The organism is Vibrio thalassae (assembly GCF_900089835.1).
GTDB classification, from domain to species: Bacteria; Pseudomonadota; Gammaproteobacteria; order Enterobacterales; family Vibrionaceae; genus Vibrio; species Vibrio thalassae.
Window position 1 is genome coordinate 28,658 of the sequence record NZ_OANU01000192.1, and the last position, 14,536, is coordinate 43,193.

General features: G+C 45.5%; 15 protein-coding genes. 13 read left to right on the forward strand and 2 right to left on the reverse strand.

Annotated features, from left to right (window positions below; translation table 11 throughout):
* The 6 genes from ftsY to glpG all read left to right on the forward strand — a co-directional run.
* Positions 1–1,138, forward strand: a 1,138-nt coding sequence (gene ftsY / locus VTH8203_RS23980; protein WP_244181332.1) for a signal recognition particle-docking protein FtsY, incomplete at its 5' end; no start/stop codon positions are given.
* Positions 1,139–1,203: 65 nt separating this feature from the next.
* The gene (gene ftsE, locus VTH8203_RS23985; protein WP_096995822.1) at positions 1,204–1,875 is read left to right on the forward strand and encodes a cell division ATP-binding protein FtsE; all 672 of its coding nucleotides are present in this window, start codon (positions 1,204–1,206) and stop codon (positions 1,873–1,875) included.
* Entirely contained in the window at positions 1,865–2,821 is a 957-nt protein-coding gene (gene ftsX / locus VTH8203_RS23990) for a permease-like cell division protein FtsX (protein WP_096995823.1), read from the forward strand. The genes ftsE and ftsX overlap by 11 nt, the downstream gene beginning before the upstream one ends.
* A gap of 299 nt (positions 2,822–3,120) precedes the next feature.
* Positions 3,121–3,975 carry an RNA polymerase sigma factor RpoH gene (gene rpoH / locus VTH8203_RS23995; protein WP_096995824.1) on the forward strand — a complete coding sequence of 285 codons (855 nt, stop codon included), beginning with the start codon at positions 3,121–3,123 and terminating at the stop codon, positions 3,973–3,975.
* 471 nt (positions 3,976–4,446) lie between these two features.
* Complete coding sequence (glpE, locus tag VTH8203_RS24000; RefSeq protein ID WP_096995825.1) at positions 4,447–4,767, forward strand: thiosulfate sulfurtransferase GlpE; 321 nt, start codon at positions 4,447–4,449, stop codon at positions 4,765–4,767.
* A 2-nt stretch (positions 4,768–4,769) separates the two neighbouring features.
* The gene (gene glpG, locus VTH8203_RS24005; protein ID WP_096995826.1) at positions 4,770–5,603 is read left to right on the forward strand and encodes a rhomboid family intramembrane serine protease GlpG; all 834 of its coding nucleotides are present in this window, start codon (positions 4,770–4,772) and stop codon (positions 5,601–5,603) included.
* Positions 5,604–5,613: 10 nt separating this feature from the next.
* On the opposite strand, the gene VTH8203_RS24010 is transcribed toward glpG, so the two are convergent.
* The gene (locus VTH8203_RS24010) at positions 5,614–6,021 is read right to left on the reverse strand and encodes a flagellar basal body-associated protein FliL (RefSeq protein ID WP_096995827.1); all 408 of its coding nucleotides are present in this window, start codon (positions 6,019–6,021) and stop codon (positions 5,614–5,616) included.
* A 159-nt stretch (positions 6,022–6,180) separates the two neighbouring features.
* Between VTH8203_RS24010 and VTH8203_RS24015 the strand changes: the two genes are divergently transcribed.
* Entirely contained in the window at positions 6,181–6,720 is a 540-nt protein-coding gene (locus VTH8203_RS24015) for a chorismate lyase (protein WP_158296251.1), read from the forward strand.
* Positions 6,720–7,577 carry a 4-hydroxybenzoate octaprenyltransferase gene (gene ubiA / locus VTH8203_RS24020; protein ID WP_096995829.1) on the forward strand — a complete coding sequence of 286 codons (858 nt, stop codon included), beginning with the start codon at positions 6,720–6,722 and terminating at the stop codon, positions 7,575–7,577. Before VTH8203_RS24015 ends, ubiA begins: the two co-directional genes overlap by 1 nt.
* A gap of 57 nt (positions 7,578–7,634) precedes the next feature.
* On the opposite strand, the gene plsB is transcribed toward ubiA, so the two are convergent.
* Entirely contained in the window at positions 7,635–10,082 is a 2,448-nt protein-coding gene (plsB, locus tag VTH8203_RS24025) for a glycerol-3-phosphate 1-O-acyltransferase PlsB (protein ID WP_096995830.1), read from the reverse strand.
* Between the two features lie 284 nt (positions 10,083–10,366).
* On the opposite strand from plsB, the gene lexA reads away from it, so the two are divergent.
* The 5 genes from lexA (at position 10,367) to hemN (ending at position 14,428) form a co-directional block, all read left to right on the forward strand.
* Positions 10,367–10,990: a transcriptional repressor LexA gene (gene lexA / locus VTH8203_RS24030; RefSeq protein ID WP_096995831.1), complete on the forward strand. Its 624-nt coding sequence runs from the start codon at positions 10,367–10,369 to the stop codon at positions 10,988–10,990.
* Between the two features lie 146 nt (positions 10,991–11,136).
* Positions 11,137–11,775, forward strand: coding sequence for a class I SAM-dependent methyltransferase (locus tag VTH8203_RS24035; protein WP_096995832.1), 639 nt, complete (start codon positions 11,137–11,139; stop codon positions 11,773–11,775).
* A complete protein-coding gene (yihI, locus tag VTH8203_RS24040) occupies positions 11,775–12,335 on the forward strand; it encodes a Der GTPase-activating protein YihI (RefSeq protein ID WP_096995833.1) in 561 nt (186 codons plus the stop codon). The genes VTH8203_RS24035 and yihI overlap by 1 nt, the downstream gene beginning before the upstream one ends.
* Before the next feature lie 14 nt (positions 12,336–12,349).
* Complete coding sequence (locus VTH8203_RS24045; protein ID WP_096995834.1) at positions 12,350–12,844, forward strand: DUF2489 domain-containing protein; 495 nt, start codon at positions 12,350–12,352, stop codon at positions 12,842–12,844.
* A 192-nt stretch (positions 12,845–13,036) separates the two neighbouring features.
* On the forward strand, positions 13,037–14,428 hold the full coding sequence (gene hemN / locus VTH8203_RS24050) for an oxygen-independent coproporphyrinogen III oxidase (RefSeq protein WP_096995835.1): 1,392 nt from the start codon (positions 13,037–13,039) through the stop codon (positions 14,426–14,428).
* Positions 14,429–14,536: the final 108 nt, after the last annotated feature.

A 14,536-nucleotide genomic window follows, 5' to 3' on the forward strand; every position in this document is an offset into this window, starting at 1 on the left:
CAGAGTAGAAGCAACGCCTGAAGTGGTAGAACCGGAACTTGCGACTTTGCAAGAGGTTGCCACACCTGATGCGGAACACAACACTGAAAAAGCAGAAGCAGAAGCAGAAGCAGAAGCAGAAGCAGAAGCAGAAGCAGAAGCAGAAGCAGAAGCAGAAGCAGAAGCAGAAGCAGAAGCAGAGGTCGTCGCGCGAGTTCAAGAGCAAGAGAAACCAACCGAGAGTTTCTTTGCACGCCTAAAACGTAGCTTAAGTCGCACAAAAGCCAATATCGGGGCAGGCTTCTTTGGCTTATTCAAAGGTAAAGAGATCGACGATGAGCTATTTGAAGAGCTTGAAGAGCAGCTCTTGATTGCCGACGTTGGGATGAACACTACGGTTAAGATTATTGATAGCTTAACTGAAAAAGCCTCTCGCGCCGATCTCAAAGATGGTGAAGCATTGTATGGTCTTCTCAAAGAGGAAATGGCCGAGATACTGAGTCAGGTTGAGAAACCTTTAGAAGTCGACAGCACCAAGATGCCGTTTGTTATTTTGATGGTGGGTGTCAATGGCGTTGGCAAAACAACGACCATCGGTAAGCTGGCGAAACAGTATCAAGCCCAAGGTGAAAAGGTGATGTTGGCAGCGGGTGACACCTTCCGTGCAGCCGCGGTTGAGCAATTGCAGGTCTGGGGTGAACGCAATAACGTACCTGTGATCGCCCAGCACACTGGTGCAGATAGTGCCTCGGTGATTTATGACGCCATTGAAGCGGCAAAAGCTCGTGGCGTTGATGTTGTGATTGCTGATACAGCAGGGCGCTTGCAAAATAAAGCTAACCTTATGGAAGAGCTGCGCAAGATCGTTCGCGTCATGAAGAAAATTGACGAGTCAGCTCCGCACGAAATCATGCTAACGTTAGATGCCGGCACCGGTCAGAATGCGATTAGCCAGGCAAAACTGTTTAGCGAGGTGGCACCGCTTACCGGTATTACGCTGACTAAACTCGATGGAACCGCGAAAGGCGGGGTGATCTTTGCTTTAGCTGACCAATTCCAAATCCCAATTCGCTATATTGGTGTGGGTGAAGGCATTGATGATTTAAGACCATTTGAAACACAAGACTTTATCGACGCACTGTTTAGCCGAGAAGACTAAGTAAAACTCAAGGGATGCGTAGCATCCCTTGTCAAAAATAGGCATCCAATCAGGGGAATGATTCGGTGATCAAATTTGAGCAAGTGAGCAAGGCTTACCGTGGCGGTAGACAAGCGTTGCAAAAAGTGGATTTTCACCTTCGACGTGGCGAAATGGCGTTCTTGGGTGGCCACTCTGGCGCAGGTAAAAGTACGTTGCTAAAACTGATTTGTGCAATTGAGCGACCAACCGATGGTCGTATCCTGTTTAACGATCACGACATCAGCCGTTTGCCATCAAAGGATATCCCTTTCCTTCGTCGCAACATCGGTATCGTATTCCAAGACCATCGATTACTTATGGACCGCAGTGTTTTCGATAATGTGGCCTTGCCAATGCGTATCGAGTCTATCTCTGAAAATGAAATCAAGCGTCGTGTATCTGCCGCACTGGATAAAACAGGTCTACTGGACAAGGCTAAATGCCTTCCAAGTCAGCTTTCTGGTGGTGAACAGCAGCGTGTTGGTATCGCTCGTGCGGTGGTGAATCGACCGACTATGCTATTGGCCGATGAACCTACGGGTAACTTGGACCCTGAATTGTCCAACAAAGTGTTAAAGCTGTTTGAAGAGTTTAACCGTGCTGGCGTGTCTATTTTATTGGCCACGCACGATGTCCATTTGGTTCGTTCTCGACCTCAATATCGTTACCTTGAATTGAATCAAGGCTTTTTGAGTGAGGTGAGTGATGGTGTTTAAACGTAACAACAGTAAACCTAAGAAACACCGTCTAACGTCGGACAGTTTTTTTACTGTGCATTGGAAACAAGCAAAAGCGTCGTTGGTTGAACTGTGGCAACGACCATTGGGTAATATTTTAACCTTAGCCGTGATCTCAATGGCTTTAACGATGCCAGCGTGTCTTTATCTACTTGGTAAGAACGTCGTGGCGGTCACCTCTAACGTGGCGAGCCAATCGCAAGTCACGGCTTTTATCGAGGTTGGTGTACCCGATGCAAGAGTGTTGGTACTGAAAGACGCCATTGAAGGCTGGGATGAAGTGAGGTCAGTGACCTATATTACGCCACAAGAGGGCCTGGCAGACCTTAGCGAGCATTCTGGCCTGGATCAAGCCTTGAGTCTGCTTGATGGTTATGCACTTCCTGGCGTACTGACAATCATCCCTGAGAATGCGGATATGCAAACTGATCGGGATTTAGTGTCTAAACTGCGTACACAAGAAGAAATCACCGATATTCGTCGAGATGAAGACTGGTTAAGTCGATTTGATGCCATCAAAACTCTAGCATCAACGCTTGTAGTGACGTTGTCGGTACTTATGTTGGTTTCGGTGTTTCTGATTGTGGGTAATACATTGCGCTTTAATGTACTCGCCAACAAAGAAGCGATTCAAACGATGAAGCTAATCGGTGCGACGGATGCTTACATCTTACGACCTTATCTCTATTCTGGAATGTGGTTTGGGCTGCTTGGAGCAATCGTAGCTTGGCTTCTGACGGCATTGATTACCGTATTACTCAACAGTGCAGTCACCGAGCTCGCTACGTTATACGATAGTGACTTCCGACTCCTCGGGCTTGGTTGGGACGAAACTTTGCTCATTCTGATGCTTGGACTATTCTTGGGAACAGGAGCAGCAAGGGTCTCGGCGAAACGTCACTTAAAAGAGATTGAGCCTGTCTAGAGTACTTAGGTCATAAAGATTGAAGGGAGAAGACCGTTCAATCTTGACGTAGTGTGTAACAATTATTTGTCCGTCGGCGGCTATTAATAATTATGTAGTTATTCAGTGAGATAGTGGGAGCTTCATCTCATATAGGTAGAAAAGACCTATTAATGAATGACATTTAATCAACATTTACCCTTGTTTAGACCCATTGATTATGCATAATTACTAACCCCTTCTTGAATCTCTACCTAGAAAGGTTCAGTATTGACAGATTGAGAAGGCGTTAGTCCCACTCGAGAAGAATGAGGAAGTGAATGGCAAACCAAGCGTATCCAATGGCACTTGTGACACAAGATAGTCTTGACGGCTACATCCGCTCAGTCAACAGCTACCCAATGCTGACGGCTGATGAGGAACGTGAACTAGCAGAGCGATTACACTATGACGGTGAAATAGAAGCAGCGAAAGGGCTGATTTTATCTCATCTACGATTTGTTGTTCATGTTGCTCGTGGTTATTCTGGCTATGGTCTTCCAATGGCTGACTTAGTCCAAGAAGGCAATATTGGTCTAATGAAAGCGGTGAAACGCTTCAACCCTGAAGTCGGGGTAAGGCTGGTGTCATTTGCGGTGCATTGGATTAAAGCAGAAATTCATGAGTACGTGCTGCGTAACTGGCGCATTGTTAAGATTGCCACGACCAAAGCTCAGCGCAAACTCTTCTTCAACCTACGTAAGTCGAAAAAACGCTTAGGTTGGTTCAACAATGGTGAAGTCGAAACGGTAGCCAAAGAGTTGGGTGTAGAACCGTCAGAAGTCAGAGAAATGGAATCTCGCCTTGCTGCTCAAGACTCCACGTTTGAAATGCAAAGCGATGACGATGATACTGGCTCTTACACAGCGCCAGCGTTGTACTTAGAAGATAAAAGCTCAGACCTTGCCGACGATTACGAGGCGCAAAACTGGGAAGACCACACAAATAACCGCTTAGGTCATGCATTAGCAACGCTTGATGAGCGCAGTCAACACATTGTCCGTTCTCGTTGGTTAGATGACAACAAATCAACGTTGCAAGACTTAGCCGATACTTATGGTGTGTCTGCAGAGCGTATTCGCCAGTTAGAAAAGAATGCAATGAAGAAGCTTAAAGCTGCCGTCGGCGAGTTTTAATCCCAGTTTTCAAGCAGAACAAACAGTGAAGGCCGAGATCGAGAGATCTCGGCCTTTTTGCATTTGATCGGCTAATTCAAACGATCGAATAGTGTGATCACATTTTTCACTTGTGACCTGTGGATAAGTCTGTGACAAAATTATTTACCAACTGTCAGAAAGCAGCGACAAACGGTCGATTGAAGCGCTTTTAGTACTGGGGATACCTTTTGCTTTACACACAGATAGATCAAGATCATACCTAGATATTGTGGATCAAAGGATCCTAAAGCACCTTATCAACGCAATCCACAGAGTTACACACAGATGGTGGTTTTTTAAGCTTAAGTGGATAACCTTATTGATTATCGGTACTTTGACAACACTGAATAGTGATACTATCGGACGTGAAATAACAACGTATAAAAAGCATCGAATCCAAGCTAAATTTGATTGTGGTTGGTGCATAAAGAAAGTGAAGGTTTAGACTCTATGGAGCAGTTTCAACATATCGATGTGCTCAACGCGCATCAATTACTGAGTAATAACTCAGAAGCACGACTGGTCGACATTCGTGACATTCAAGCATTTACGGTGGCGCATGCCTCGGGTGCATTTCATCTTACCAACGACAGCATTGTTGATTTCATGCAGCAAGTGGAGTTTGAATCACCAGTGTTAGTCATGTGCTATCACGGCATCAGTAGCCAAGGGGCCGCGCAATATCTGCTAAACCAAGGCTTTGAGCAGGTTTATAGCGTTGATGGTGGCTTTGAGGCTTGGCAACGTGCTGAATTACCAATAGAGAAATAACTATGATTAGATTGATCACGATTCAAAACCCGCGGATGGGTCAGGCATTTATTGATTACATGGCATCAAGAAAGATTGATGTGCAGATGATGCCGGAAGGAAGTGGTCAATTTGCTCTGTGGTTAATGCACAGTGAAGATCAGGTAGAAGCGGAAGCAGAGCTTAAGCAGTTTCTGACACAACCGAATCATCCTAAATACCAAGCGTCTTCTTGGGACATGGCAGAGACGCGTCAAAACAGATTTCACTATCAGACACCAAGCTTTATGTCGCTCCTAAAAGCAAAAGCAGGTGTAGTGACCTTGAGTATTATGCTTGTTTGTTCGGTGATTTTTGTTCTACAGCAGCTTGGTTGGGGTGAGGCCATCTTCGCATCTCTGCATTTTCCTGCTTTTGACGGGCAACAATGGCAGATTTGGCGTTGGTTTACTCATGCTCTACTGCATTTCTCAGTGCTCCATATCATCTTCAACTTATTGTGGTGGTGGCAGCTGGGTGGTGATATTGAGAAGCGTCTTGGCTCAGTGAAGTTAATTGAGATATTTTTAATATCCGCTGCCGTGTCTGGGACTGGGCAATATTGGGTCGAGGGTGCAAACTTTGGCGGCTTGTCGGGGGTGGTTTACGCGCTGGTGGGTTATCTCTGGATGCTTACTTGGAAACGTCCTGAACTTGGACTTATCATTCAAAAGCCAATCGTAGGCTTTATGCTGGTTTGGCTCATTCTTGGTTTCTTCCAACCTTTCTTAGCGATTGCCAATATGGCGCACTTAACGGGCCTAGCGAGTGGTATCGTATTAGGATTGGTGGATAGCCAACGTTTAAAAGCACGCTAGATTCGGTGACCTATTGATATAAGTATTTGGTAAATAACAGGTCGGCGATAACGGCCTTACCGGTTTCTGCTAACAATAGGTTGTTGAGATTCTCAACCAACGTGTGACGGATTTCTTCTCGGCCTGCTAACGATTTGATGACATCGGCATTTTGACGACCGAGTAGCTCGATTACCGCATCACGAATCAATGGCTGATGGTGCTCAATAATGACTAAGTCACTGGCATCTGCAACCATTACATCAATTCTGACTTGAACGTAACCGAGGCGCTTTCCTTCAGTATAAAAGTTGGTCGTCAATTCTGGCTCTAAGGTGAAATAGGCAAGGTTGGGAGTCGCTGGATCGGCAGAAAGCGCAGGGAATGTGACAGTCAAGCCCATGATAAGGAAAAACTGGGTTAGGTAACGTTTACGCATAATTCTCTCTTTCTAACTCCATTTAGCCGATATTCTATAAGCCTAATTTTGTTACAATAGCACGATACTACTAGAGTTTAAGGACACTTCGAATGGTACAATATGCCATTCAGAAGAATAATGATTGTACGCGTTAAGTGCGTGTTATTGAATAGCAAAATGAATGATTCAGTTTTCAACTATCTGAAAGTATTACGCCATGCTCAGTGGCAATCTCCAGAACAGTTTCGATTTACCAACGATAATGTCTTGCAATGGCTGACAGAACAGGGCTCTTTGTCACATAAACTGGCGGCGCATTGTGAGCATTTCGCTGTAGAGGTAGTGCGAAACGAAGCCAGCACGCCACAATGTATGTCACTTGAAGAAGTGGAATTACTTGACCATGAAGCTTGCTGGCTAAGAGAAGTGGTGCTGTCGGGTGATGAGGTGCCGTGGGTTATCGGCCGTACGCTGATGTCGCTGGAGGCCATAGACAGAAGTCAATACGACATTTCACAGCAAGGCACGATCCCGATAGGGGTCACGCTGTTCTCAAGTTCAGATACTACACGTGATGCCTTGCAGGTTGCGGTGATTGCGACACCTCAAGGTGATTTGTTTGCTCGTCGTTCTCGTCTTTGGGTGTCCGGTCACCCGATATTGGTCGCGGAGTTGTTTCTTCCCGACTCGCCGGTTTATAACATGGAGAGTCAATAATGACGTCGGCAAAAGCCAAAGCCTATTGGCAATTAATGCGGATGGATAAGCCCATCGGTTCGTTACTTTTATTATGGCCAACACTCTGGGCGTTGATTTTAGCGGCCGAGGGAATACCAGACTTACATGTTTTAGTTGTGTTCTCGTTGGGTGTGGTGATGATGCGCAGTGCAGGTTGTGTGATCAACGATTTTGCCGATCGTAAAGTTGATGGTCATGTTGAACGAACCAAGCAGAGGCCACTTCCTGCTGGCTTAGTCTCATCGAAAGAGGCTATCACGTTGTTTCTGTTCCTTGCGGTTGCGTCGTTTATTCTTGTATTAACGATGAACACGTTGACGATTCAACTGTCTTTTGTCGGATTGTTCTTAGCGTTTATTTACCCATTTATGAAGCGCTACACCCATTTGCCACAACTGTTTTTAGGCTTAGCATTCAGCTGGGCGATCCCGATGGCATGGGCTGCTCAAGCTAACGATTTGCCTGCGATGGTATGGTTTGTGTTTGCAATTAACGCCATCTGGACCATTGGCTACGATACGCTATATGCCATGGTTGACCGCGACGACGACCTTAAAGTTGGGATCAAATCTACGGCTATCTTTTTTGGTCGTCGTGATAAATTGATCATTGGTTTACTGCAGTTTACGACTTTGCTCATGCTGTATACCTTGGGCGGTTGGTATCAATTTGGTGCTAGTTTTTATTGGAGCTTATTGGTGGTAGGGGCTCTGTTTGTGTATCAACAGTGGCTGATTAGACAACGAGATCGTATGCTCTGTTTTCAAGCTTTTCTTAACAATAATTATGTGGGAATGGCGGTGACCATCGGCTTGCTGGTGGCGTTTTTATGGTAACAAACGGCAAATAAAGCAAAGGCGCTATGTGTATAGCGCCTTTGTTGTTTTTGAGGGTTATTCAGGTGCAATGACTTCGTCGATATCGCTTTGATGCACACTCTCTTGAATGGTCAATCTCACTTCGGGATACAGCAAACCGTATAGAAGGCTCGCGAGTGTTTCAGTAGCGGCACTGTCGCAGTTCCCTTCTAGATCAAGATAGCCTTGTTCTTTGAGAGTGCTAAACAGCGACGCGAAGGCACCTTTATCAAAGAACTCTGGCGCATTGATACCATGTAGGCGACCAAGTCGCTGGGCAATGTCTTGGCTCTTTTGTTCCAAGTCACTTTTACCCAGCTCAGGATAGCTCGCTAATAGGTTCAACGAGATGGCATAGCGCTGAAGCGTTTCGGATATCGTCCGACCGAGTAACATCAACGTTTGCGTATTAGATTGATTCATCGAAACAAAACCTTGATCCACAACGACGAGCTGTTGACGTTCAAGCTCTGCAACAATACTGTCCACTGCTTGCTCTAGTTGCGTCTCATCCAAGTTCAAGAAGAGCTCTTTTTTGAGGAATGGATAGAGCTTAGCAACATTGTACTTGATGGCTTCAAGAGGCAGCTTATGTTGGCGAATCAACATCTGGGCGATTAATGATGGTAACGCAAACAAATGAATGATGTTGTTGCGGTAGTAAGTCATCAGAATCGACTGATGACGATCTAGGGAAATGATGTCACCTAGGGAGTCAGACTCGATAACAAACTTATCCAATGACTCGGCATGCGCTACCAACTCTTCTGCTGAAGCATTCGGCATTGTGCTGGTCTGTGAATACGGCACATGTTTAAGCAATGACAGATAACAATCAATCTGAGACACCAAGCTGTCGCGCGATAATGCTCTTTGGCGTGAAGCTAGTAAAGCGGTCGCACACAGTGTGAGCGCATTGGTAGCCGCGGCATCATTAATGTTGGTCATCATTTTGGTCGCTAGGTCGTTAACCGCAGGCACTAACCACTGTGGTTTGCTGGTGCCCATAGGGTCAATATCTTGCGTCCAATTTGGAGCGGCTTCATTGAGATACTGATTGAGCGGAATCGGCTCGCCAAAGTTGACATAGCCTTGTCCAAAGTTACGTAACTTACGAAGCGTCTTAAGGACTTGACCAGCATTCTCTTTTTCTTTGCGCTTACCACGAAGCTCTTTAGCGTAGGTACCCACTTCCATCACATGCTCATAGCCGATGTATACCGGAACAAGCGTAACAGGGCGGTTAAGGCCACGCAGCATCGCTTGAATGGTCATCGCCAGCATGCCTGTTTTCGCTTGCAGCAAACGACCAGTGCGTGAACGGCCACCTTCACTGAAATACTCAACCGAATAGCCTTTGGCAAATAGCTCAGCTAAATATTCACGGAAAATCGTCGAGTACAGCTTGTTACCCTTAAAACTGCGACGAATAAAGAAAGCACCACCACGGCGGAAAATAGGACCAGCAGGGAAGAAATTGAGATTAATACCGGCAGCAATGTGCGGTGGCACCATTCCCTCGCGGTAAAGAACATAGGACAGCAATAAATAGTCCATATGGCTACGGTGACAAGGCACATACACGATCTCATGGCCATCTTGTGCCAAGCGGCGCACGGTAGAGGCGTTATTGACGTTGATACCCTGATACAGCTTGTTCCATAACCAGTTTAGGATTTGGTCACCGCTCTTAATTAGCTTATAGGAGAAATCAGCGGCAATCTCATCCATGATCTGATGGGCTTCTTTGCGTGCTTTTTCTTCACTAATATCGTTCTCTTGCGCATAGTCCGTGATCGCTTGCTCAATAACCTGAGATTTAAGTAAGCGGTGGAAAAGCACTTGGCGATTCGGTAGGTTAGGGCCAGAGGCCGCTAATTTTTGTCTCGAAAAATGGATTCGAGCAACTCGCGCGAGTTTATGAGCGATGGATTCGTCAGTGCCGTGCGAATCGGCCATATAACGTAGCGAGACTACAGGGCTGAAACGGACCATACAGTCACGACCTGAAGCGATAACAGCGACCGCTTTTTGCAGACCGTTCATCGGCTGTAGGTAAGGCTTAGGTGTTTCCTCTTTGCCCGGCTTGCGTCCCCATAGCACAGTGGTTGGAATGACTTGGACATCAAGCTCACGGTCTTTTTCATGCTCTTTTAGCAAATCAGAAAATAGCGCAATAGATTCGTTTGGTACGTTCTGGTCGCTGCTAATTAATGTTGGTCTTGAGGCGATGAATACAAAGCGGTTTCGCTCTTCTCCATTGAGCACGATGGGCTCCATCGGATCCGGTAACCCAACAGCCAAAGCTTGCTCTTGCAATGCGAGCAGATCGACATTGGAGCTAAACGGAAGGGCATACACCACAGGTTTCGTTGCATCGATATTGTGGTCTTCGATTGGGTTAGATGGAATCGCCGTCCCTTTTACCAATACCGACATTGGCAGTTTAAGAAAGGAACGGAACAGTGATTGTCCTGAAGACATAAAGGTTCACAGCCTCAATTTGTTCAAAAGAAACAATGACTAAGAATCGTAAAAACAATCGATTGTTGTCACTTAATCCTAGGCATTAAATTTAGAGCGGTGCAAGCATACCAGAAACTGGTCTTACCTTTAATGAAAAAACTCGTTACATACTAATTCGATATTTTTTGCTCTGTCTGGGGGGAGATATGGTGTTAAGTCGCTAAAAAAACAACCAATTGTCTTTGCAATTAAATCATTACTGGATATACTCACAGTTAACTGTATAAACAGACAGGTGAATTATGAAGCCGCTAACGCCACGACAACAGCAAGTTTTTGATTTAATCAAAAGCAAGATAGACGATGTAGGCATGCCACCTACTCGCGCCGAAATCGCGAAAGAGTTGGGTTTCCGCTCTGCGAATGCGGCAGAAGAACACCTAAAAGCCCTAGCACGTAAAAAAGCGATTGAGATTATTCCGGGCGCGTCTCGAGGGATTCGAATCTTATTAGAGCAAGATGCCGCGAACGAAGAATCTGGACTGCCTTTGATTGGCCAAGTGGCTGCAGGTGAGCCAATTTTGGCACAAGAGCATGTCGAGGCACATTATCAAGTCGATCCAAGTATGTTTAAGCCACAGGCTGACTTCTTGCTACGCGTTAATGGCGAAAGTATGAAAAACATCGGCATTATGGATGGCGACTTACTCGCAGTGCATAAGACTCAGGATGTGCGTGATGGTCAAGTTGTCGTCGCTCGTGTTGATGATGATGTAACGGTAAAACGTCTTGAGCGTAAAGGCGCGACTGTATTACTGCATGCAGAAAACGAAGAGTTTTCTCCGATTGAAGTGGATTTAACCGCGCAACACCTTGCTATCGAAGGCGTTGCTGTTGGTATTATTCGTAATACTGATTGGATGTGATCACGCATAGGCAGAGGAGCAACGTGCTTTTCTGCCTTAAATTCCCCTCGTTTTGATGAAATTGTAGAAAAAATACTCGTCTCCACTCCCCACCGTGCTCACTTTCTGGTATGTTTCGCACCCTTGTATCGTTCAGGAGATAAATTGTGGAAGCTTGCCCACTGTGCACTGGACTTTCGGTTCACCATTATCACAGCGATAAGAAGCGAGATTATTTGCAGTGTGGTTCCTGTCAGTTGGTATTTGTACCGAGGCAGCAACGACTTAATGCAAGTGCAGAAAAAGCGATTTATGACCTTCATATCAACGACCCGAGTGATGCTGGCTATCGACGTTTTTTATCTCGATTAGTCTCACCACTGCAAGAACGATTATCACAAGGCTCAAAAGGTCTCGATTTTGGCTGCGGCCCGGGCCCAACCTTGTCTCTGATGTTCGAAGAGCAAGGCTATGACATGTCGCTGTATGATTTGTACTATTATTCAGAAAGTTCGGTATTAAATAATAGCTATGATTTCGTCACGGCAACGGAAGTTATTGAGCACTTGTATGAGCCAAATCTAGTTTGGCAACAATGGTTATCGCTCATTAAGCCTTTGGGATGGTTAGGCTTAATGACTAAAATGGTGGTTGATGTAGACGCCTTTGCGAAATGGCACTATAAGAACGACCAAACCCACGTTGTATTCTTTAGTCGAGCCACCTTTGAGTATTTAGCTCAAAGGGATGAGCTAGCCTTAGAATTCATAGGTAATGATGTCATTTTATTGAGGAAGCTTACGTAATGAGTCGTAAGAAAAAATCGAGAAAACCGGGTGCGAATCCGGCACCAGTTGTTGTTACACGCAACCGTACTGAAGCGGATGTAGAAGGGCGCCTACGTAAGCGTTTGAAAAAGCGTAAAGGCCAGAAATCTGGCAGCCGCCACTCTGATGGTTCTAAAGCCAAGCAAACTGGCGCTGCTGTGAAGCTTGATCCACGTTTAGGCAGCAAGAAAAAGATTCCACTTATCGTTGAAGATAAGAAAAAACCAAGCAAGCAAGAACGCCGCCTATCGGCAGAGCAAGAGCTTGATATGTTGGAAAATGATGCGCAGCTTAATGTCCTGCTTGATCGTCTAGAAAGCGGTGAAAACTTAGGTGCGGGTCTGCAAAAATACGTTGATGAAAAACTTGACCGTATTGAGGTTCTGATGAACCGACTGGGTTTAATGGAACCAGAAATGGACGATGAGTTCGAATCATCGATGGTGGAGCAGCCTCGTCAGTCAAAGAGCAAAACAAGCAGCGATGCGGACTTGTTGTCTCAATTTGAAGAGCTAGATATCGACCAATTTAAGGATTAATAAGGGTAAAGTAGATGAATACCTTCACACTGTTAGCCATTGCTGGTGCCATCATTATTGTCGGCTTGGCTAGTTATGCGGGCTATTTGCTACTGCAACTTAAAAAGCAAAAGGAGTTGCAACAGCAGCATCGCGATTTGGCTATCCAAAAGCGTAACGCGAACATCTTTGAAAGTGTCGATACGATATGTTTAGCGACCATTCAAGGGCAATGTGACGTATCAGAAGCCGCAATTAGGCTTTATAACATCATGGACTACGTCCAAGGCAAGGATCGTGTCGACTTTGATGAACGCTACCCAGCGACTTCTGAGCTCTATCATATTGTGAAAGATATGCCACGTGGCGATGCGCGACAAGAAATGAAGAAGCAAGACCGAATGCGAGATAACTTAGCACGTCAAAAAGCGGAAGCACGTTTAAATGATGCGATTATTGAAGAGCTAAAAGACCTGCAACAAAAGGTCAAACCGCTCAACAATGCTATTGATATTAAGCTTGTCAGTTAACCGCTTCATTTCGTGGTCATGACTAGTGATCACGCTAGCATTTTTGTCGACGGTTTGAGCAAAAATGCAGTTAACGGCGCTTCCTGTCCTATTTCCTGTGGCAAAATAGCGCCTCGTTGACACTCTGCGAATCTGAGCTCGTTAGATTACAATGAGAGTGTCAAGAAACACATGTTTATTGGAAGTATTACCATGTCTCAAAGTCAATCAGAAGCCAAACAACAGATAGTCTGGGATCAAGCGATTCTCGATAAATACAATTATTCGGGCCCTCGCTATACCTCATACCCAACCGCTGTTGAGTTTCACGAAGCTTATACCATCTCTGATTACGACATGGCATGTACGCAATATCCAGATCGTCCATTGTCGCTCTATGTGCACATTCCTTTCTGTCACAAACTTTGCTACTACTGCGGTTGTAATAAAGTCATTACGCGCCATGCCCACAAAGCGGATGAGTATCTCGATGTTATCGAGCATGAAATTCGTCAGCGTGCCTCATTGTTGCAAGGTCGTAAAGTCACTCAATTACACTTTGGTGGCGGAACCCCAACCTTCCTAACTAAAACCCAGATCAGTCGATTGATGGCGATTCTTCGTGGTGAGTTCTTTTTCCAAGAGGGCGCTGAGATCAGTATCGAAGTTGACCCGCGTGAGATTGAGTTGGATATGTTGGATCATCTGCGCTCGGAGGGCTTCAACCGTTTGAGTATAGGTGTTCAGGACTTTAATAAAGAAGTGCAGAAGCTTGTGAACCGCGAGCAAGATGAGGCGTTTATCTTTGCTATGGCAGAGCGAGCGAAACAGCTTGGTTTTCGTTCAACCAACCTAGATCTTATCTATGGTCTACCAAAGCAAACGAAACAGCGTTTTGCCGAAACACTGGAACAAGTTTTAACGATGCGCCCGGGGCGTTTATCGGTGTTTAACTACGCTCACATGCCAAACTTGTTTGCAGCGCAGCGTAAGATTAAAGATGAAGACCTACCGCAAGCGGAAGAAAAAATGGCGATCTTGCAAGATACCATCGCAACGCTGACCGGGGCTGGGTATCAGTTTATCGGGATGGACCACTTCGCTCTTCCTGAAGACGAACTGGCTGTGGCACAGCGCGCGGGTGAATTACACCGCAACTTCCAAGGTTACACAACACAAGGCGATTGCGATCTGGTTGGCTTTGGGGTTTCTGCCATTTCTATGATTGGCGACAGCTATGCACAAAACCAAAAAGAGCTGAAAAAGTACTATGCCCAAGTGAATGAGCTAAGACATGCACTTTGGAAAGGGGTTGTACTGGACAAAGACGATTTGATTCGTCGCGAAGTCATCAAGCAGCTTATTTGTAACTTTAAACTCGACAAAACGTTTATCGAAAAGACATTCGATATTACGTTCTCACACTACTTTTCTGAAGACATGAAATTACTGCAGACCTTTATTGATGATGGGTTAGTTGTCGTTTCAGATTCGTCTATTGAAGTGACGCTTCGTGGGCGTTTACTGATCCGTAATATCTGTATGTGCTTTGATAAGTACCTACGTCAAAAAGCACGTCAGCAACAGTTTTCTCGCGTCATTTAACCTCAAGATTCCCCGTGGTCGTGACAGCTTGAGGCTGCCACGACGCCATTGGCAGAGACTGATGCTAGCTAAGAGGTCTTTAGGCCATAGAAACAGTCTAAATACTGA